Annotated in this window: 19 protein-coding genes; 8 read left to right on the top strand and 11 right to left on the bottom strand. The window is 65.2% G+C overall.

Annotated features, from left to right (window positions below; all coding sequences use genetic code 11):
• The first annotated feature begins 18 nt into the window (after positions 1 to 18).
• The 3 genes from M1D44_RS17225 (at position 19) to M1D44_RS17235 (ending at position 4,270) form a co-directional block, all read left to right on the top strand.
• Positions 19 to 1,767, top strand: coding sequence for a tannase/feruloyl esterase family alpha/beta hydrolase (locus M1D44_RS17225; RefSeq protein ID WP_316853487.1), 1,749 nt, complete (start codon positions 19 to 21; stop codon positions 1,765 to 1,767).
• 29 nt (positions 1,768 to 1,796) lie between these two features.
• On the top strand, positions 1,797 to 3,017 hold the full coding sequence (gene mhpT / locus M1D44_RS17230) for a 3-(3-hydroxy-phenyl)propionate transporter MhpT (protein ID WP_024977966.1): 1,221 nt from the start codon (positions 1,797 to 1,799) through the stop codon (positions 3,015 to 3,017).
• Between the two features lie 116 nt (positions 3,018 to 3,133).
• On the top strand, positions 3,134 to 4,270 hold the full coding sequence (locus tag M1D44_RS17235) for a porin (RefSeq protein ID WP_024977965.1): 1,137 nt from the start codon (positions 3,134 to 3,136) through the stop codon (positions 4,268 to 4,270).
• A gap of 33 nt (positions 4,271 to 4,303) precedes the next feature.
• Here M1D44_RS17235 and M1D44_RS17240 read toward each other — a convergent pair whose 3' ends face one another.
• Positions 4,304 to 5,164, bottom strand: coding sequence for an SDR family oxidoreductase (locus M1D44_RS17240; RefSeq protein ID WP_316853489.1), 861 nt, complete (start codon positions 5,162 to 5,164; stop codon positions 4,304 to 4,306).
• A 157-nt stretch (positions 5,165 to 5,321) separates the two neighbouring features.
• On the opposite strand from M1D44_RS17240, the gene M1D44_RS17245 reads away from it, so the two are divergent.
• From M1D44_RS17245 to M1D44_RS17260, 4 genes are all read left to right on the top strand, one after another.
• Positions 5,322 to 5,813, top strand: coding sequence for a DUF421 domain-containing protein (locus tag M1D44_RS17245; protein ID WP_316853490.1), 492 nt, complete (start codon positions 5,322 to 5,324; stop codon positions 5,811 to 5,813).
• Positions 5,814 to 5,842: 29 nt separating this feature from the next.
• Positions 5,843 to 6,109, top strand: coding sequence for a hypothetical protein (locus M1D44_RS17250; RefSeq protein WP_112186876.1), 267 nt, complete (start codon positions 5,843 to 5,845; stop codon positions 6,107 to 6,109).
• Between the two features lie 7 nt (positions 6,110 to 6,116).
• Positions 6,117 to 7,388, top strand: a complete 1,272-nt coding sequence (locus tag M1D44_RS17255) for an Nramp family divalent metal transporter (RefSeq protein ID WP_316853491.1) — start codon at positions 6,117 to 6,119, stop codon at positions 7,386 to 7,388.
• A 390-nt stretch (positions 7,389 to 7,778) separates the two neighbouring features.
• Positions 7,779 to 9,014 carry a cystathionine gamma-synthase family protein gene (locus M1D44_RS17260; protein WP_112186878.1) on the top strand — a complete coding sequence of 412 codons (1,236 nt, stop codon included), beginning with the start codon at positions 7,779 to 7,781 and terminating at the stop codon, positions 9,012 to 9,014.
• A gap of 74 nt (positions 9,015 to 9,088) precedes the next feature.
• Here M1D44_RS17260 and M1D44_RS17265 read toward each other — a convergent pair whose 3' ends face one another.
• From M1D44_RS17265 to M1D44_RS17300, 8 genes are all read right to left on the bottom strand, one after another.
• A complete protein-coding gene (locus tag M1D44_RS17265; protein ID WP_316853493.1) occupies positions 9,089 to 10,192 on the bottom strand; it encodes a porin in 1,104 nt (367 codons plus the stop codon).
• A gap of 77 nt (positions 10,193 to 10,269) precedes the next feature.
• Complete coding sequence (gene maiA / locus M1D44_RS17270) at positions 10,270 to 10,911, bottom strand: maleylacetoacetate isomerase (RefSeq protein WP_316853494.1); 642 nt, start codon at positions 10,909 to 10,911, stop codon at positions 10,270 to 10,272.
• 11 nt (positions 10,912 to 10,922) lie between these two features.
• Positions 10,923 to 11,621, bottom strand: coding sequence for a fumarylacetoacetate hydrolase family protein (locus tag M1D44_RS17275; protein WP_316853495.1), 699 nt, complete (start codon positions 11,619 to 11,621; stop codon positions 10,923 to 10,925).
• 101 nt (positions 11,622 to 11,722) lie between these two features.
• Positions 11,723 to 12,769 carry a gentisate 1,2-dioxygenase gene (gene gtdA, locus M1D44_RS17280; protein WP_316853496.1) on the bottom strand — a complete coding sequence of 349 codons (1,047 nt, stop codon included), beginning with the start codon at positions 12,767 to 12,769 and terminating at the stop codon, positions 11,723 to 11,725.
• Positions 12,770 to 12,779: 10 nt separating this feature from the next.
• A complete protein-coding gene (locus tag M1D44_RS17285) occupies positions 12,780 to 13,103 on the bottom strand; it encodes a non-heme iron oxygenase ferredoxin subunit (RefSeq protein WP_024977955.1) in 324 nt (107 codons plus the stop codon).
• Between the two features lie 9 nt (positions 13,104 to 13,112).
• Positions 13,113 to 13,604, bottom strand: coding sequence for an aromatic-ring-hydroxylating dioxygenase subunit beta (locus M1D44_RS17290; protein WP_024977954.1), 492 nt, complete (start codon positions 13,602 to 13,604; stop codon positions 13,113 to 13,115).
• A 1-nt stretch (position 13,605) separates the two neighbouring features.
• Positions 13,606 to 14,862 (bottom strand): aromatic ring-hydroxylating dioxygenase subunit alpha, encoded by a 1,257-nt coding sequence (locus M1D44_RS17295; protein ID WP_316853497.1) that lies wholly within the window; start codon positions 14,860 to 14,862, stop codon positions 13,606 to 13,608.
• A gap of 34 nt (positions 14,863 to 14,896) precedes the next feature.
• On the bottom strand, positions 14,897 to 15,883 hold the full coding sequence (locus tag M1D44_RS17300) for a 2Fe-2S iron-sulfur cluster-binding protein (RefSeq protein WP_316683561.1): 987 nt from the start codon (positions 15,881 to 15,883) through the stop codon (positions 14,897 to 14,899).
• 130 nt (positions 15,884 to 16,013) lie between these two features.
• Here M1D44_RS17300 and M1D44_RS17305 point away from each other — a divergent pair, with 130 nt between their 5' ends.
• A complete protein-coding gene (locus M1D44_RS17305; protein WP_260803474.1) occupies positions 16,014 to 16,916 on the top strand; it encodes a LysR family transcriptional regulator in 903 nt (300 codons plus the stop codon).
• A 476-nt stretch (positions 16,917 to 17,392) separates the two neighbouring features.
• Here the strand turns inward: M1D44_RS17305 and M1D44_RS17310 are convergent, their stop codons facing one another.
• Positions 17,393 to 18,748 (bottom strand): MFS transporter, encoded by a 1,356-nt coding sequence (locus tag M1D44_RS17310; RefSeq protein WP_316853498.1) that lies wholly within the window; start codon positions 18,746 to 18,748, stop codon positions 17,393 to 17,395.
• A gap of 163 nt (positions 18,749 to 18,911) precedes the next feature.
• Entirely contained in the window at positions 18,912 to 19,259 is a 348-nt protein-coding gene (locus M1D44_RS17315) for a cytochrome C oxidase subunit IV family protein (protein WP_024977949.1), read from the bottom strand.
• Between the last annotated feature and the right edge of the window lie 7 nt (positions 19,260 to 19,266).

The raw sequence follows: 19,266 nt of genomic DNA on the forward strand, positions 1-19,266 counted from the left end.
CCACCCAGGAGGAGACTCATGAAGACCGTCATGTCACGGGGCATGGCGCTGACCGCGCTCGCCCTCGCGCTGAGCTGCGCCGGCTGCAACGACGACAGCACAGGCGACGCATCAACGTCGCAAGCATCGCAACTGCCACAACTCACGCCTGCCACCGGTTTGACGCTCGCCACCACGTGCGAGAGCTTTGCCGGCAAGCTGAGCTTTGCCAACACCAGCATCACCGCCGTCTCTACCGTGGCGGCAGGCACGTTGACCGTTGGCGGCAACGCCGTGCCCGAGCATTGCCTGATCACCGGAACCATGAACACGCGCGTGAGCCCGGTAGACGGCAAGACCTACGCCATCGGTTTTGAAATGCGCCTGCCCAAGGCGTGGAATGGTCGCTTCTTCTATCAGGCCAACGGCGGGCTGGATGGCTCGGTGGCCACCGCGCTGGGCGCGCTGGGTGGCGGGCCCGTGAGCAGTGCGCTGGGCTCGGGGTTTGCCGTGATCAGTTCGGATGCTGGGCATAACGGCAGCCAGGTGCCGCTGTTCGGGCGTGACCCGCAGGCGCGCCTCGACTACGGCTACAACGCCGTCGCCACGCTCACGCCAATGGCCAAGTCGATGATCGCGCAGGTGTACGGCAAGGCGCCGGACCGCAGCTACTTTGGCGGGTGCTCCAACGGCGGGCGCCATGCGATGGTGGCCGCTGCGCGCTCGGCCAATGCGTATGACGGCATCGTTGCCGGCGACCCGGGCTTCCATCTGCCCAAGGCGGCCATCAACGAGGTGTACAGCGCGCAGCAGCTGGCGACGGTGGCCACGGCCAACACCAGTGCCGGCTTTCCGGACATCACCACGTCCCTGAGCGCAACGGAGCGCGCCATGGTGGCCAGCCACGTGCTCGCCAAGTGCGATGCGCTGGATGGCACGACCGACGGCATGATCAACAACCTCAAGGCGTGCCAGACGGCCTTCAGCCTCGCTAACGATGTGCCGACCTGCACCGGCGCACGCGACGGCACTTGCCTGACCGCCGCGCAGAAGACCGTGATGGCCAATCTGTTTGCCGGCGCGCACAACAGCGCAGGGCAGGCGTTGTATTCGGGCTTTTCGTTTGATGCCGGTATCAGCGGCAGCAACTGGGCTGCCTGGAAGCAGGGCAACTCCATTCAGCTCGACCCCGCAGCACTGGCGTTCGTGTTTACGACCACGCCGCAGCCCGCATCCGCCATTACGTCACTCACCGCGTATGGCCTGGCGTTCAACATGGACACCGACGCGCCGAAGATCTTCGCCACCGACGCCACGTACACCGAATCCGCCTGGTCGTTCATGACGCCGCCCGACGAGACCAACCTCGGCACGCTCAAGGGGCGCGGCGCCAAGCTGATGGTCTATCACGGCACGAGCGACCCGGTGTTCTCGTCCGACGATACGACCGACTGGTACCAGCGCCTGGCTGCTGCCAACGGCGGCGATGCCAGCAACTTCGCGCGCTTCTATCCGGTGCCCGGCATGAACCACTGCGCGGGCGGCCCGACCGCCGACCAGTTCGACATGCTCACGCCGCTGGTGGCCTGGGTGGAACACGGCGTGGCGCCCGACAGCGTGGTCGCCACCGCGCGCGGCCCTGCCAACGCCGTGCCCAATGCCGAAGTGCCCAGCGATTGGAATTCCGCCGGCCACGACCGCACGCGCCCGCTGTGCGCGTACCCGAAGAACGCCCGCTATACGGGCACCGGTAACGTCAACGACGCGTCGAGCTTCAGTTGCCAATGACGGCCGCCCAACATCCGGAAGGAGACGCCATGCAAACCACCACCACGACATTGACCCGGGAGAACGTTGGCCCCGGTGTCGCCATGACCCTCGGGCTGTGCTTCATCGTTGCACTGCTTGAAGGGCTCGATCTGCAATCCATCGGCGTGGCCGCGCCGCGCATGGCGCGCGAGTTCGGCCTATCGGTCGGGCAGATGGGCCTGGCCTTTAGCGCCGGCACGTTCGGCCTGTTGCCGGGCGCCATGCTGGGCGGCCGCCTGGCCGATCGCATCGGCCGCAAGCGTGTGCTGATCCTGGCCACGGCGCTGTTTGGCATTTTTTCAATCGCCACGGCGCACGTGTGGGATTTCAACAGCCTGCTGATGATCCGCGTGGCCACCGGCATCGGCCTGGGTGCTGCCATGCCCAACCTGATCGCGTTGTGTGCCGAAGCGGTACCCACACGCCTGCGCAACACCGCCGTGAGCGTCATGTATTGCGGCATCCCGTTTGGCGGCGCCATCGCCGCGGTGGTCGGCATGTTGAGCGCGGGCGATTCCGGCTGGCGCCACATCTTCTACGTGGGCGGCTTCGGCCCGCTGGTCGTGGTGCCGCTGCTGCTGACGCTGCAGGAATCGCGCCGGTTCGACAGCGCACAGCGTGGCGCCATCCAGCCACCGCCCGTGTCATGGGCACTGTTTGGCGAGCGCCGCACGGCCGCCACGCTGTTCCTGTGGGTCAGCTACTTCTTCACGCTGATCGTGCTGTATTTCCTGCTCAACTGGCTGCCTTCGCTGATGGCCGCGCAGGGGCTGAGCCGGCCGCAGGTGGGCATGGTGCAGATCCTGTTCAACATTGGTGGCGGCGCCGGTGCGCTGGGTATCGGCATGCTGATGGACGCGGCGCGCCCGCGCTGGGTGGTGTCGGGCATGTATGTCGGCATCATCGCGGCGCTGTCGTTGCTGGCCGCTGCGGGCGGTATGGCATCGATGTCGGCCGGGGCGTTCATGGCCGGGCTGTTTGTGATCGGCGCGCAATCGGTGCTGTATGCGCTGGCGGCGGCGTACTACCCGACCGTCGTGCGCGGCACCGGGGTGGGCGCGGCGGTGGCGGTGGGCCGGCTGGGCTCGATCGCCGGGCCGTTGCTGGCGGGGCAGTTGCTGGCGATGGGGCAGCACGCCACCACCATCATCGGCGCGAGCATCCCCGTCACCGTTGTTGCGGCGCTGGCGGCGTTGCTGCTGCTCAAGCGGCCGCGCGTGCAGGACTGACACAGCGCTTCTTCTTTCTCGCGCCGTCCGCCCGGATGGCGCCTTCCACGCATTCCAAACTGCCGGCCCGCCAGACATGGGGGGCGGGACCGGCTCGACCCTAGGAGGGGCCCCACATGCAAACCACCACCTTGCGCACGCACTGTCTCGCGCTGGCAGCGGCCACCTGCGCACTCGCCAGCGGCGTGGCCAACGCCCAGAGCGTCACGCTTTACGGCCTGATCGACACCGGCATCGAATACGTGAGCCATGCCAACGCCAACGGCAATGGCCTAACACGCATCCCCTCGGTGACGGGTACGTTGCCCTCGCGCTGGGGCCTGCGCGGCGCTGAAGACCTGGGCAGCGGCATGAAGGCCGTGTTCACGCTGGAAAGCGGTTTCAACACAGACACCGGCACCTCCGGTCAGGGCGGTCGTCTCTTCGGCCGGCAGGCGTGGGTCGGGCTCGCAAGCGATTACGGCACCGTCACGCTGGGCCGGCAGTACAGCATGGTGTTTCTGTCGCTGGCCGATGCTGACATTCTCGGCCCCAGCCAGTACGCCATCGGTTCACTGGACGCCTACATCCCCAACGCCCGCACAGACAACACCATCGCCTACAAGGGCACCTTCAGCGGCCTGACGGTGGGCGCCACGTATTCGTTCGGCCACGATGCCGCGGGCGGTGTGCCCGCGTCCGGCACGTGTGCGGGAGAGGTAGCGGGTAATGCATCGGCGTGCCGCACCATGTCGGCAATGGTGAAGTACGACGCCGCCACCTTTGGTGTGGCCGGCGCCTACGAAGAGCAGCGCGGCGGCACCGGGGCTACTGCATCGTTCTTCAACGGCAGCGCGCCCATCGCGTTCACCGATGCGGGCGACAAGGACCGCCGCATCGTCGCCAACGGTTATGTGAAGCTCGGCAACGCCAAGCTTGGCGTCGGCTGGATCGGCCGCCACCTGCAAGCCGTTGCTGGGGATGTCCGCTCCAACCTGTACTTCGTCAACGGCAGCTATCCGCTCACGGGTGCGCTCACGCTCGATGCCGGCCTGCTCCGTATCGTCAATGCCGACCAGAGCCGCAGCGCAACGATGGCCGTGCTGCGCGGCGTCTATGCGTTGTCCAAGCGCACGGCGCTGTATGCGCAGACTGGCTATCTCTGGAACAGCGCCAACGCGCAGTATTCCGTCAGCGCCGGAGGCGGCGGCACCACGCCCGCCAAGGGCGTGAACCAGCTCGGTGCGATGGTGGGGATGCGGACGGCGTTTTGATGATGTGGAAGGGGGGGGAGCATCGCCACCCCGTCACCCATTGACGATCTCCCCCCCATTCGGATGCAGCGTCTGCCCCGTCATGTAACTCGCATCGGCAGACGCAAGAAATATGTAGCAGGGGGCCACTTCATCCGGCTGGCCGGCCCGGCCCAATGGCTCCTTGCTGCCAAACTTGGCGACGTGCTCAGCATCGAAGGTGGACGGGATCAACGGCGTCCAGATCGGCCCCGGCGCCACGGCGTTCACCAGGATGCCCTTGTCCGCCAACTGCTGCGCCAGTGAGCGGGTGAACGCCACGATCGCGCCTTTGGTGGCGGCGTAGTCCACCAGGTGCCCGCTGCCGCGAAACGCCGTGACCGACGTGGTCGCGATGATGCGCGCGCCTTCATGCAAGTGCGGTAGCGCCGCGCGTATCAAATAGAACATCGCAAAGACATTGGTGCGGAACGTGCGCTCCAGCTGCGCCGCATCAATGTCGGCCAGGCTTTGCTGTGGATGCTGCTCTGCCGCATTGCTGACCACGAGATCGATCTTGCCGAACATGGCCACCGCCTGCGTAACTACTGCGCGTGCATGCGCTTCGTCGCCCAGGTCGCCGGCAATGGCTTCGCAGCGGCGGCCCGTGGCGCGTACCAGGCGGCAGGTCTGGTTGGCGTCGTCGTGTTCATCCAGGTAGGCGATCAGCACGTCCGCGCCTTCCTTGGCGAAGCCGATGGCGACGGCGCGTCCGATGCCGCTGTCGCCGCCGGTGATGATGGCGACCTTGTCGGTGAGCTTGCCGCTGCCGACGTAATTCTCCATCTCCGCGCGCGGGCGTGGCGTCATGTTGCCCTCGGTGCCGGGCTGACGGTCCTGGTGCTGTGGCGGTTGCTGCTGTGGCTGGTCGGGCATGGCGGGCTCGCTATGAAAGTGTGGATACGCCGGCTTTCAGCACGCGGCATGCCATTGCGCCCGAACGCGGCGTGAGATGCACTCTCGGGCGCATGCCGTGCGGCACGCCGCTTGCTCTGCTGGTGGAACAGACTCCACATCGACCACGGGAGGCGCCATGGACACGCTGCTGTTCCTGTTTGGCGAAGGCAAGGATCTCAACCCGCTGCAAACCGCATTGCGCGCGGTGGTCGTGTTCGCCATCGGGCTGGCGCTGGTGCGCCTGTCGGGCCGGCGCTCGTTCGGCCAGCGGGCGCCGTTCGACTTCGTTGTCGCCGTGTTGCTGGGCGCGACGCTGAGCCGAGCGATTGTCGGGGCCTCGCCGTTTGTGGCCACGGTGTCGGCGTCGCTCGCGCTGGTGGCCGTGCACCGCCTGCTGGGGTGGGCATGCGTGCGGCTGCCGAAGCTGGACCGGCTCATCGCGGGGCGCGAACGCGAGGTCTATCGCGAAGGGCGCTTCGACCAAGGGCAGATGGATGCCGCGCTCATCACCGTGGGCGATTTGCAAGAGAGCGTGCGCCAGACCTTAGGCTCGCGCACGCTCGACGATGTGGAGGCCGCCATCCTGGAGCGCAACGGACAGGTCAGCCTGATCCGCAAGCGTCGCTGATTTTGCACACACGCACACCGGAGCCAGCCATGCGAAACAAGCAACAGAAGGAAAACCGAGACGCCGAACAACGCAAGGCTGATTGGGAACAGGCCGAATCGCACCGCAAGCCGGGCGACCGGCCGGCCAATGCGGAAGTCGGCCGCACCGGCAGCACGGCACCCAAGCAGCAGAGCCCGCACGACACGCTGCGCCGCATGCGCCAGGGCGAGGTGCCGCCTGGCATCACCCGCGACAAGCTGCACGACCCCGGCGACCAGACCCCCGGCGCTTCACCCACAGATAACCGCAGCTGAGCGCAACGTGCCTGCCGCAGACGACGCCCCGTGGTACCGCCGGCTGGGGCCCGGCCTGATCACCGGCGCCGCAGATGACGATCCGAGCGGGATCGCCACCTATGCGCAGGCCGGCGCGCAGATGGGTACCGGCATGCTGTGGACGCTGTTGCTGACGCTGCCCCTGATGATTTCCATCCAGCTCGTCAGCGCCCGCTTGGGGCGCGTGTCCGGGCAGGGCGTGGTCGCCAACATCCGGCGGCATCAGTCGCCATGGCTTGCCTATGCATTTGTGGCGCTGGTGACGCTTGCCAACATCATCAACGTGGGTGCCGACATTGCGGCCATGGGCGACAGCGTGCGCCTGCTTCTGGGGGGGGCGACAGCGTGGTATGCATGCCTGTTTGCCGTCTTCACGCTCGTGCTGCAAGTCTGGATGCCGTACCGCCGCTATGCGCGCTATCTGCAATGGACGGCGCTGTCACTGCTGGCATATGTGGCGACGGCATTTGTCGTGAAGGTGGACTGGGTGCACGCGCTGCACGACACCGTGGTGCCCCGGCTGCATTGGTCGAAAGACTATGCAATGACGCTGGTGGCGGTGTTTGGCACCACCATCAGCCCCTATCTGTTTGTCTGGCAGGCTGCGGGCGAGGTCGAGGAAACACGGCTGGCCGAAGACGAAGCGCCGCTCAAGAAAGCGCCGTGGCAGGCGAAGGATCAGCTCGCACGCATCCGCATCGACACCACGGTCGGGATGGTGGTGTCGGCGCTGATCGCCTTCTGCATCATGTTGACGGCCGCTTACGCATTGCACACGCACGGCGTCACGCAAATCGAGACCTGCGCACAGGCCGCTGAAGCGCTCAAGCCCGTGGCCGGGCGCTTTGCGCAGACATTGTTTGCCGTGGGCGTGATCGGCACGGGGCTGCTGGCGGTGCCGGTGCTGGCGGGCTCCGCTGCCTATGCCGCTGCCGAGGCCTTCCAGTGGCACAGCAGCCTGGAGGCGAAGGTGCACCGCGCGCCCAAGTTCTACCTGTTCCTGGCGCTCGTGATGGCGGTGGCCACGGTGATGGTGTTTCTGCCTATCGAACCGTTCAAGTTGCTGTACTGGGCGGCTGTGCTCAATGGTGTGGCGGCCACGCCTGTCATGGTGATGCTGCAGTTGATGTCGCGCCGCAAGGCCGTGATGGGGCCGTTCCGCAGCTCCCGCCTGCTGCATGGCACGGCGTGGCTGGCGACGCTGAGCATGTGCGCCAGTACGCTCCTGTTCTTCGTGCTGGCTGTGCGCGGTTCGTGAAACGGCCGGCACCGGGGTTGCGTGTCTTGGGCGCAACCGTGCAACAGGCGCGGTGTCCCGTTTCCCAACAAGGGGTCAATCATGAAAGCTGTCGTATTCCACGGCATTGGCGACATTCGTCTGGAAGACGTGCCCGTAGTGCCGCGCTCCACATCGCAGATCAGCCCGCCCGTCTGCCGGCTTGCATGAAGGCGCGGCCCGAACTGGGACGGTGCAGAAGACGGGCTCGTCACCAGGCGTGGAATTCGGTCAGTCTTGCAACGCGAGGTGCGACGCAAGCCATGTTCCACGCCCGCCCGGGCTCTGGCGCCCAGGCGGCCCCGGAATCGCGCGATAATGCAGGACTTTCCTGCTGTTTCCTGTCCTACCCCGCCTTTCTGCCGCCCCGCCATGACCGGACTGACCACCGCCCTCCTGCACGCCGACCGTGAAGCCGGCGTCGAGCACTACGCCGTCCACAAGCCCCTGCACACGTCAACCACGTACGGCTATGCCGATACACGCGAGCTGATCGACGTGTTCCAGGGCAAGCCCGGCTACACCTACGCGCGCCAGGGCAACCCGACCACCGCCGCACTGGAAGCCAAGATCACGATGATGGAAGCCGGCGTGGCCACTGCGTGCTTTGCCACCGGCATGGCGGCCATCATGGCGGTGTTTTCGACCATGCTGCGCGCGGGCGACCACGTGGTCTCCAGCGCCTTCCTGTTCGGCAACACCAACAGCGTGTTCGAGACGCTGCGCAACCTGGGCGTGGAGGTGACGTTCGTCGATGCCACGTCTGCCCAGGCCGTGGCCGACGCTGTGCAGCCGAATACGCGCCTCGTCTTCGTGGAAACCATTGCCAACCCGCGCACCCAGGTGGCGGATCTGAAGGGCATTGGCGACGTGTGCAAGGCACGCGGCCTGATCTACGTGGTCGACGGCACGATGACCTCGCCGTGGCTGTTCCGCGCGCGCGACGCGCAGGCGAGCCTGGTGGTGCATTCGCTGTCCAAGTACATCGGCGGGCACGGCAACGCGCTGGGCGGTGCGGTGGTCGATACCGGCCTGTTCGACTGGACGACGTATCCGAACATCTACCCGGCGTACCGCAAGGCCAAGCCGGAAATGCAGGGCATCCAGCAGATTCGCAAGAAGGGCCTGCGTGACCAGGGCGCGACGTTGATTGCCGATGCCGCGCACCGCATTGCCGTGGGGGCCGAAACAATGGCGCTGCGCATTGACCGCACCTGCAGCAACGCCCTAGCGCTGGCCCGCACGCTGGCGGCGCACCCGAAGGTGGCACGCGTGTACTACCCCGGCCTGCCGGAGCACCCCGAGCATGCCCGCGCCACCGAGCTGTTCCGCCACTACGGCGGCCTGCTGAGCTTCGAACTGGTGGACGGTGCAGACTACGTCGACATGCTCGACCACCTGCGCTACGCCGTGCGCGCCACGCACCTGGGCGACACACGCACGCTGGTGATTCCGGTCGCGCCGACCATCTACTGGGAAATGGGCGCGGAGCGCCGCGCATCCATGGGCATTGCCGATTCGCTGGTCCGCGTGTCGGTCGGCATTGAAGATGAGGCCGATCTGTTGGCGGATTTCACGCAGGCGCTGGATGCTACGGCCGTCGGCTGAGCTGGCATCGTTCTGGCTTTGAAATTTGAAGGCCCGCTCACTCGCATAGAGTGGCGGGCCTTTTTCACGGCAGGTCAGAACACGTGTCGGATGCCGATCATCGTGCCGAGCTGGTTTCCGCCGGCGGCGGGTGCGGCGCCCGTGGCGGCACTGTCTACAGACAGCGCCAGGCTGCCGCGGTTGTCGATATAGCCGACCGTGGCATACACCGACGAGTGCTTGCTGAACGCGTAGCTGGCGCGCACCGCCCCCAGCCATGCCTTGTTGGCGCTGTTGTGGAACCGCAGGTGGAAGACCTCGCCCGTGAGCGTGAGTGCCGGTGTCAGGTCGTACGCGGCGCCCGCATAGAAGAGGTCGCTGCGCGGCGTGGCCGATGCGCCATTGCGGCGGCCGATCCAGCCCAGGCCGATCTTCGCGCGGTCGAACAGCGCATAGCCGCCCAACGCCATACGCTCATCCTTGAGCGAGCTTGACGTCAACCCCGCAAACGCGCCGGGCCCGCCGCGCTGGGAATCGTACGCAGCGGAAACGCCCCACTTGCCGGTCTCGTACATCAGCAGCGCAGACCACTCGCGACAGGCTCGCGTGTCGGCAGGGTTTTCGCCTGCGCAGTTGGTGCCGGACGGGCTGGGCCCGGCGTTGACGGCATCGCGGCCAAAGCTGTAGGTCGCACCGACCGTGAGCCCGCCGAACTTGCCCTTGTAGGCAACGGCGTTGTCGGCGCGGGCGTTGGGCAGATAGGTGTCGAGCGAGCTGGAACCGTACGCGTTGGGGCCGAGCAGGTCGGTATCGAGCGTGGCCCAGAACAGCATCGTGTACTGACGGCCGAGGCTGATCTGCCCCCAGTTGTTGGACAGGCCCACCCACGCCTGCCGACCGAACAGGCGGCCGCCCTGGTTGCTCGTGCCGCTGTCGGGCGCGAAGCCCGATTCCAAGGTGAACAGCGCCTTGGCGCCGCCGCCCAGGTCTTCGGTGCCGCGCAGGCCCCAGCGCGAGGGTACGGTGCCGCTCAGGTTGGGCATGCGCACGACGCTATTGCCGGTCGAGCCGATGCGGTTGACGTATTCGACGCCCGTATCGATGACGCCGTACAGCGTCACGGACTGGGCTGCTGATTGTGCGGCGGCAAGCGCGGGCGCTGCCAGCAGCAAGGGAAACGCCAGGTGGCGCAGGTTCATGAGGTCTCCTCCGTTGTGTTTTTTTGCGTGGATGCCCTATGTGCACCCATCGGTGCATCAGGCGTTTTGGTGGCGAATCAAGCGATGAAATCGGGCTGTTGTGCCGGCGCGGCAGCCTTGAAGGCCGGATGCGCACTGGCGTGTTGGTAGATCGTCATCGCGTGCTCGTACCGCTCCAGCGAACAGCCCATGCGCAGCGCGTTGGCAACCTGCGGCACCAGGGCCACGTCGGCCAGCGTCGGCGCATCGCCAAAGCACCATGGGCCGGCGCCATATCGCGCAAGCAAACGCTCGACGGTCGCCATGCCTTCGTCGATCCAGTGGCGATACCACGCGTCTTTCTGCTCGGACGTGACCTTCAGCACGTCTTGCAGATAGCGCAGCACGCGCAGGTTGTTGATGGGGTGGATGTCGCAAGCGATGGCATTGGCCAGTTCCAGCACGCGTGCCCGCTGCAACGGTTCGAGCGGAATGAGCCGTGGCTCGGGGTGGCGCGCATCGAGGTAATCGATGATCGCGAGCGACTGGCTCAATTGCATCTCGCCGTCGATGAGCGCCGGTACGCCCGCCGACGGGTTGATGTGCTCCACATAGCCTGCCGCGCGATGTTCGCCGGTGCGGATGTTCACCGGCAGCGTCTCGTAAGGCAGCCCTTTGAGCGCCAGCGCAATGCGCACCCGATACGACGTCGAGCTATTGAAGAAGCTGTAGAGCTGCATGGCGCGCCTGCTCAGACGATGCAGGCTTTCAGCTCGCCCAGGCCATCCACGCCCATGACGATGCGGTCGCCGGGCTTCACGGCCCCGACACCTTCCGGCGTGCCGGTAAAGATCACGTCACCCGGCTCCAGACGGAAGAACTGCGACAGGTACGCCACCGTTTCCGCCACCGACCAGATCAGGTGCGATACGTCGCTGCGCTGTTTGGTCTCGCCATTGACGGTCAGCCAGATGCCGGCTTGCTGCGGGTGGCCGATCTTGCTGACCGGATGGATGGGGCCCATCGGTGCGGACACATCGAATGCCTTGCCGATTTCCCACGGGCGGCCCATCTCACGCATCTTCATCTGCAGATCGCGGCGGGTCATGTCGAGCCCGACGGCGTAGCCCCACACATGGTCGAGCGCGGTGTCCACGGAGATGTCGGCGCCGGGTTTGCCGATCACGGCCACCAGCTCGGCTTCATAGTGGTAGTTCTGCGTTTGCGAGGGATACGGCAGTTCAAGCGTTTGACCATCCGCCACCGGCACGATGGCGTCGGTGGGCTTGCAGAAGAAGAACGGCGGTTCGCGGTCAGGGTCGTAGCCCATCTCGCGGGCGTGGGCGGCGTAGTTGCGGCCGACGCAATAGACGCGGCGGACGGCAAATTGGTCGCTGCTGCCTGCAACGGGCACCGTGGTGAGGGCAGGGGGCGTGAAGACGTAGGTCATGGTGGGCTCAGTGTGGTCGGTCAAAGCGCAAGGGTCAGGCGTGAATCGGCCCGGCGGCGGTGCCGTCTGGCACACCGCAAGAGCAATGGAGTGGGTTCTTGTCAGGTACGCGCTTCGCGCAGCAGATTCAGTGCGGACAGCACGGGCCGGTCGGAATAGCTGAACAGCACCGCGTCCTCCGATGCGTTGAGCTGCACCGGCGCCCACGACGGCGCGACAAACACGTCGCGCGGCTCGAACTCGAATTGCGCGTCGCCAATGCGTGCCGTGCCGCGGCCTTCCACCACGCTGTAGACGGTGGCGTCGGTGCTGCGGTAGGTCTTGCCCGCAAAGCCCTTGGGCAGGAACTGCATGAAGGTGGCGATGGTCGGCATCGGCCAGCCGCCGGTGGCGGGATTCACGTAGCGCAGCTTCACGCCGTCCCAGGGGTCCAGTTCGCCGTGGCGGTAGAGCGTGTCGAGCGCTTCGAGCGAGCGCGCATACGGGTAGCTGAAGATCGGTGACGTGGGGTCGGTCACGCGATGGCGCACCGGCACCATGTTGTGGCCGAAGCGCGCGTAGCTGTCGCCTTCCGGGCGCATCACGGGTTGCTGCGCTTCCGGATAGTTCTCGGCAAAGCCGCAGTCGAACTGCTGCACCAGTGGAATGTCGAGGCCGTCCAGCCAGACGACGGGTTCGCCACCATCCTCAAGCGTCGGGCAGCCGTGGTCGTGCCACGTCCACGAAGGCGTGATGATGAAATCGCCGGGGTGCATCGTGGTGCGTTCGCCGTTGACGGCCGTCCACGCGCCACGGCCTTCGACAATGAAGCGCAGCGCCGATTGCGTATGCCGGTGGCTCGGCGCGATCTCACCCGGCAGGATCAATTGCAGCCCCGCGTACAGCGTGGACGTCACGCTGGCCTTGCCCGGCAGCCCCGGGTTCTCCAGGATCAGAACGCGGCGCACGGCCTCTTCGGCGCTGATGACGGCGCCGGCCTGCATGACCAGCGGGCGCACCTCGTTGTACTTCCAGATGGCGGGCACGATGCGCGGCTTGGGCTCGCGCGGCACCAGCGAATGCAGCGATTCCCACAGCGGCGCCAGTTGCCTGCCATCGAGTTGCGCGTAGTACGCGCCGCGCTCGGTCTGCAGCGTGGTTGATGTCATGGCCATCCCCTTACAGCTCGACAAAGACGTGGCCGTCTTCGATCTTGATCGGGAACGTGCGCACGTCGGTCGTGAGCGGTTCGCACATCGCCTTGCCCGAGCGCACGTCGAACTTGCCCTGGTGCAGCGGGCATTCGATCTCGTAGCCGTCGAGAAAACCGTCGCACAGGCGCGCGTGGCCGTGCGTGCAGACGTTGTCGGTGGCGAAGACTTCACCGGCAACGCGGTACACCGCGATCTCCGCGTCGCCGGCACTGACGGCAATCACGTCGTCGTCCGGCAGGTCGTCAACGCTGATGAGCTTGAGCCAGGTGGTGGTTGATGTATTGCTCATGGGCAGACCTCAGATCGGATAGATGATCGAGTTCGGGATCATTTCGCTGTCGAACACGCAGGTGCGCGACTTCAGCTTCAATCCCGCTTCGGTGCGGACGATGATGTCGATGTAGCGGCCGACGTTGAACACCGTCGACAACGCATCGGGCTTGGTGCGGAACACTGCGTAGTTGGCCTGCGCTTCAATGCGGTCGCCTTCCACATGCGTGACCTCGGGCAGGCCAACCACATGGCGCTGGTAGTACGGGTCGTGGAAGATCGTCTCTGTGATGCCGTAGATGCGGTCCTTCAACATGCCCTTGCTTTCGAACGACAGCGTGGCGAGCGGAAAGCCGCGTTCGTAGTTTTCGCGCGGCTGGACCTTGTAGGTGCAGTCGTCGACGAAGAGGTCGGTCCATTGATCCCACGCCGCGTTGTCCACGGCGGCGGCGTAACGGGTATAGAGGGCCAGCAGTTGCTGGTAGGTCGAGAAATCGAGCGTGTCAGTCACGTCAGCCATGTCAGATCTCCATCACCTTGCGCCAGTATTCGTACATGCCGCGGATAAGCGTTTCCGTGACCATGTGGTCGGTGTCGCCCACTTCGCGGCCGCCGAGTTCGGCCACGGTGCGGTGGCCCGGCTTCTGCTCAAAGCCTTCCTGCGAGAACTCGATGACCTCGCCGTCATCTGCCGAGACAAAGCCGGCGGGCCCGAACAGGTTGGCCTGGCGCAGGCGGCGCTGCGTCATCTCTTCGGTGTCGTCTTCAAAGCCGAAGTGGGTCCAGACGAAATCGAATGAGCCGTGGCCGTTGGGCTGGATGTGTCGTGTCGACACGGAATTGACCTGCTGCTGGATGATCACGCTCGGGAAGATGGTCATCATCACGGCCGTCGGGCCGCCCCACCAGGGTTCCTGCACAACATCGAGAAAGCGGTCGTCGTGCAGCGTCATCTTCTCTTTGAAGCTGGTGACGCCGCTGGTGACGGCGCCTTTCCCGCCGGTGCCGCGCGTGGAAATCATCGCGGCGTGGCGATGCAGCGCATCCATCTTCAGCTCGGATTTGTTGTCCGCCCGCCAGAGCCCGAACGTGACGAACCACGTGTGCAGAAGCCCCGGGTGATACGGGTCTTTGATGTTCTCCTGCATCAGCTTCCAGTTGCCCGGAATGCGCTGCTTGTTGTAGCCAAGGATCTTCAGCTTGCGACCGTCGAACACGCGGTCGAAATAGCCAAGGATGGTCGGCCCGAGAAAGTCTTCCAAAGACGGCAGGTCGTGGTCGAACGAGGCAAAGATGACCCCGTTGCGCACGGCCACGTTGAGTTGCGTGAGGCCGTGTTCCTTCGGATCGAAATCGGCAGGCATGCCGCCCTGCACCTTGCCTTCGGACTTCACGCCCCGCCGAAAGGGCACGCCGATCAGGTTGCCTTTCAGGTCGTAGTTCCACTGGTGGTAGGGGCAGGTGAAGTCTTTGCGGTTGCCGGATCTCTCGCGGCAGAAGCGCACGCCGCGGTGCGCGCAGACGTTCTCCACCACGGCAATCGAGCTGTCCTGCGTGCGTGTGACGATCACCGAACGTTCGCCCACCACCGTGCGCTTGAAATCGCCCGCGTTGGGTATCTCCGCTTCCAGGCCGACGTAGCACCAGTGCCCGTTGTAGAACAGGCGTTCCAGCTCGCGCTGGTGGATCTCGTCGTCGGTGTAGGCGCGGAATGGAATCCGGCTGGAGCCATCGTCTTTCCAGGCGGGTCTGGAAAACGTGAGGGTCGACTCTTTCATGGGTGTCTCCGAGGCTTGTAATGGGCGTGCGGCTTCAGACGCCAACGGCGTAGAAGGCATCCGCGTAGATGTGTTCGGGCAGCACGCCGCGCTGGCGCAACAGCAGGCTCGCGGCGTCCACCATGACGGGCGCGCCGGCCAGGTAGGCGCGCCAGCCCGTGAGGCTCTGCCAGTCGCTCGCCACTGCGTCGGTCACGACGCCCGAGCGGTAGCGGTGGTCTGTGTTGGATGTCGTGATGACGACGTGCGTGTGCAGGTTCGGCAGGCGCTCGCGCAGCGCATCCAGCCAATGGGTGCCGTACACGTCGATGGGTGAGCGCACGCCGAAGTACACGTGTACCGGGTTGGTCATGCGCGCATCGGCCATGCCGCGCAGGATGGAGAGAATGGGCGCGAGGCCGGTGCCGCCCGCAACGCAAAGGATCGGGTCTGCATTCCGGCGGCGCAGATACGCCGTGCCCAGCGGGCCACTCACGCGCACGTCATCGCCCACCTTGAGTTCGCTGGCAATGTACGAAGTGACACGGCCATCCGGCACCACACGTACATGGAACTCAAGCGTGCTCCCTTCGTTGGCCACGGCCATCGAGTACGGCCGCACATGCTTGGGCGTGAACTGCAGCGTGGCGTACTGGCCGGGCGAGTAATCGAGCGGCTTGGCGAGGTCCAGACGGATGCGCTTGATGTCGTGGGTCATGTCCTCGATGGACGCGACCTTCGACTTGACGATCCTGGCGGCGTGCACGACCACCTCGTCCACTTCCGGCAGTTCGATTGCGCAGTCTTCTACCAGCGTGGTCTGGCAGGCCAGCACGATCTGGCCCGAGGCCGAGGGGCTGTTCATGTCGGCACCACCCGTGACGGCCACATTGCCGGATACGACACGGCAGCGGCACGTTCCGCAGCGACCGGCCATGCAGCTGTACGAGATAGGGACTTCGTTGGTGCGAAGGACTTCGAGCAGGTTATCGCCCGAGCGCGCGCTGACGATGCGCTGCAGTGGGGTGACGGTGACGTCCATGCCGTGTCTCCGGGCTAGTCGTTTTTCTGTGTGGAAGCATCATGGCCTGCTTGACGACATACATAAATAGAAGCAACCTGATGTCTCATATCACTCGCAGTGATAATGCGAGAACAAGAGGAGACACGCGGTGGAACTGCAGGACATCGACCTCAACCTGTTGGTCGTCTTCAATGAATTGCTTCGGCAGCGTCGTGTCTCGGCCGTGGCGGAAACACTGGGCATCTCGCAACCCGCCATCAGCAATGCGCTGAACCGCATGCGCAAGTTGTTTGGAGATGAGCTGTTCATCCGCACATCCAAAGGTATGGTGCCGACGCCCTTTGCCGAGACACTTGCCGAGCCCATCGCCTACGCGCTCGGGGCGATCTACAACTCGCTCAATGCCACGACCAAGTTCGACCCCAAGACGAGCACACGCGCCTTCACCATTGCGATGACGGACATCGGCGAGATCTACTTCCTGCCCAGTCTGATGCGCCGCCTGGAGAAGGACGCACCCGGGGTCACCATCAGCACGGTGCGCAACCATGCCGACACGCTGCGCGATGAGATGGAGGCCGGCCGTGTGGATCTCGCCATTGGTTTTCTGCCGGACCTGAAGGCGGGGTTCTTCCAGCGCAGGCTGTTCAAGCAGCGCTATGTGTGCCTCTTCCGAAAGGGCCATCCGCTCGCCAGGAACGGCATGACGATGAAGAGCTTCCTGGAAGCCGAGCACGTGTCGATCGTGGCCGAGGGAACGGGCCACGGCATGGTGGATTCAACCATCCTGCGGGCAGGGATGTCGCGGCGGGTGAGCCTGCGTGTGCCGCACTTCGTGGCGCTGGGGCACATCCTGCAGTCGACAGACATGATTGCGGTGGTGCCCGAGGCCTATGCCACGCGCACGCTCAAACCGTTTGACCTTGCCACGGCGCCTTGCCCGGCCAAGATTCCGGATATCACCATCAATGTGCTGTGGCACGGGCGCAATCACCGCGAGCCGGCCAACCAATGGCTGCGGCAGTTGCTGTTCGAGATGTTTGCTATCTAGGCAGGACACAAGGGTGTGCCGCCTCGTTGCCTGCGAGTGCTGGAGCATCGCTCCACCGTCGAACATTCGAATTCCAACTGGGGATCGTCAGGACTGAGGCTCGAACACTGATGCTCCAACTTCCGAGGGTCGAGCGTCAGGCTCGATCGCTCGACGATGGCGCTCTGATGGACAAGCTCCACCGTCTGGGTGGCGTGTCTCACTCTCGAACACTCGGCTGCCGCGTTCGGAGGCTGACGTTTCAGCCTCGAAGGCTCGAACGCGACTGTTGGAGGCTCGTGCTCCGCCCTGAAACATTCGACCCTTCCGTGCTCCGAGGCTCGCAATCCGCCCTCGGACCGTTGCGCTCGGCGGGTTGGGGCTGGCGTTCGGCTCTCGGACTGTCGAACGCCGCGCTCTGAGGTCGAAATTTTCGACCTCAAACGGTGACACTCCATTGTTCGAGGTCCGTAATCCGCCCGCAACAGGCCGAATGCTTACGTGCCTTCCGGGGCAATGGGCAATGCCTGCCCGGCGCCGCCACGTTTTGCCTGGCTGCCGCATAGGAAGATGGCCACCGCCGCAATTGCTGCCGGCACCGCCACGATCAGGAACAGCAGCTGGAACCCGATGTTTGCCGTCAGCAATACGCCGCCCACCAGTGCACCGCACACCGAACCGAGACGGCCTACGCCCAGTGCCCAACTGATCCCTGTCACACGGTTGGCGGTGGGGTAGAACTGGGCCGCGAATGCGTTCGCGCCGATTTGCGAGCCGCTGATGCAGAAGCCCACACCCGTGACGGCAAAGGCGAGCATCGTGCCTTGCGTCACGCCTGTCAGGGCAAGAAATAGGGCACCCAGGCCGTAGGTGCCGCACAGCACGATCGTCGCGGGGTACCGATCCATCAACCGTCCGATGATGAGCGCGCCAATGGTGCCGCCCACCTGGTACATCACCGCAATGCGCGACGCCAGCGCCAGCGACACGCCACCCGCGTGAATGAGCGTCGGCAGCCAGTTCGTCAACAGATAGACGATCAGCAGGCTCATAAAGAACACCGTCCACAGCAGCAGCGTGCCCGTGCGGAAAGCCGGCAGGAAGAGCTGCCGCACCGGCGACCCCGGCGCCTTGGCCTCATGCAGCGCGAAGCGCGTGTCGGACGTGACGGCCAATGGCGCAATGCGGTTGAGCAGCTTGCCGACCGTGGTGTTGTCGGCACCACTGGACACCAAGTAGCGCACCGACTCCGGCAGCGCAAAGGCCATCAATGGCACCAGCACCAGTGGCACGACGCCGCCAAACAGCAGCACGCTGCGCCAGCCAAAGTCGGGCACCAGTTGCGCGGCAACGATGCCGCCAAAGCCCGAGCCCAATGTGAAGCCGCAGAACATGACCGTGGTGAGGAAGGACCGTCGGCGCTCCGGGCAGTACTCGGACGTGAGGGCGATGGCGTTGGGCATGGCGCCGCCCAGGCCAAGGCCCGTCAGGAACCGCAACGCGATCAGCGCGCTCACGTTTGGTGCAAACGCCGATGCCACGGTGGCAACGCCAAACGCCGCTACCGTGATCAGCAGCGTGCGTTTGCGCCCGATGCGGTCGGCCAGTGGGCCAAAGGCAAGGGCCCCAACCATCAGCCCCGCCAGGCCGGCACTGAACACGGTGCCCAACACGCCGGGGGTGACGTGCCAGTCCTGCACGAGCGCCGGCGCGATGAAGCCGACGCAGGCGGTGTCGAAGCCGTCAATGGCAACAATGAAGAAGCACAGCGCAACAACGCGCCACTGGAAAGCGGAAAAGCGCTGGCCGTCGAGCCACGCTCGCACGTCGATGGTTGTAGGGTGGGGCAGCATGGTGTCTCCTCAGTTTTTTGTAGGTGTGCGCTGAAGGTAGCGGGCACCGAGGAGGCACGCCAGTCGGCTGGTGAATGCGCGACATTCACCAGATTGATACTGGACGGAAAAGGTAGGTGTGGCTGGCCTGGGCCGGCAAGTCAAGCGACAGCCGAGAGGCGGCTCAGTGGAAGAACAACATGCGCATCCCGAACGTGTGATGCGCCTCGGCCGCCATCAGAACCATCAGCACCAGCAACGCGAGCGGCGGCATGAGAATGGCGTACACCAGTGCCAGCCGCTCCCACATCATGTGCATGAACACAGAGACGATCAGCCCCGCCTTGGCGATCATCAGAACGACGATCAGCACCCAGCGCGTGAGGCCTTCCACGCGAAAGTAATCGACGAGGTACGACAGCGTGCTGAGCACGAACAGCAGGCCCCAGATTTTCAGGTAGACGCTGATGCTGTGCTGCTGGCCATGGGTGTCGGGCACTGCTGGCGTGGAGGATGGGTCGGTGTGGTTCATGGCTGCC

Source organism: Ralstonia sp. SA306 (assembly GCF_054792405.1).

Bases quoted from the DNA above. Each gene is read 5' to 3' on its own strand.
- mhpT (WP_024977966.1), top strand. From the start codon at position 1,797: ATGCAAACCACCACCACGACATTGACCCGGGAGAACGTTGGCCCCGGT.
- M1D44_RS17265 (WP_316853493.1), bottom strand. From the start codon at position 10,192: ATGAACCTGCGCCACCTGGCGTTTCCCTTGCTGCTGGCAGCGCCCGCG.
- M1D44_RS17285 (WP_024977955.1), bottom strand. From the start codon at position 13,103: ATGAGCAATACATCAACCACCACCTGGCTCAAGCTCATCAGCGTTGAC.
- M1D44_RS17250 (WP_112186876.1), top strand. From the start codon at position 5,843: ATGCGAAACAAGCAACAGAAGGAAAACCGAGACGCCGAACAACGCAAG.
- maiA (WP_316853494.1), bottom strand. From the start codon at position 10,911: ATGCAGCTCTACAGCTTCTTCAATAGCTCGACGTCGTATCGGGTGCGC.
- M1D44_RS17295 (WP_316853497.1), bottom strand. From the start codon at position 14,862: ATGAAAGAGTCGACCCTCACGTTTTCCAGACCCGCCTGGAAAGACGAT.
- M1D44_RS17225 (WP_316853487.1), top strand. From the start codon at position 19: ATGAAGACCGTCATGTCACGGGGCATGGCGCTGACCGCGCTCGCCCTC.
- M1D44_RS17310 (WP_316853498.1), bottom strand. From the start codon at position 18,748: ATGCTGCCCCACCCTACAACCATCGACGTGCGAGCGTGGCTCGACGGC.
- M1D44_RS17235 (WP_024977965.1), top strand. From the start codon at position 3,134: ATGCAAACCACCACCTTGCGCACGCACTGTCTCGCGCTGGCAGCGGCC.
- M1D44_RS17245 (WP_316853490.1), top strand. From the start codon at position 5,322: ATGGACACGCTGCTGTTCCTGTTTGGCGAAGGCAAGGATCTCAACCCG.
- M1D44_RS17315 (WP_024977949.1), bottom strand. From the start codon at position 19,259: ATGAACCACACCGACCCATCCTCCACGCCAGCAGTGCCCGACACCCAT.
- gtdA (WP_316853496.1), bottom strand. From the start codon at position 12,769: ATGACATCAACCACGCTGCAGACCGAGCGCGGCGCGTACTACGCGCAA.
- M1D44_RS17275 (WP_316853495.1), bottom strand. From the start codon at position 11,621: ATGACCTACGTCTTCACGCCCCCTGCCCTCACCACGGTGCCCGTTGCA.
- M1D44_RS17260 (WP_112186878.1), top strand. From the start codon at position 7,779: ATGACCGGACTGACCACCGCCCTCCTGCACGCCGACCGTGAAGCCGGC.
- M1D44_RS17240 (WP_316853489.1), bottom strand. From the start codon at position 5,164: ATGCCCGACCAGCCACAGCAGCAACCGCCACAGCACCAGGACCGTCAG.
- M1D44_RS17300 (WP_316683561.1), bottom strand. From the start codon at position 15,883: ATGGACGTCACCGTCACCCCACTGCAGCGCATCGTCAGCGCGCGCTCG.
- M1D44_RS17290 (WP_024977954.1), bottom strand. From the start codon at position 13,604: ATGGCTGACGTGACTGACACGCTCGATTTCTCGACCTACCAGCAACTG.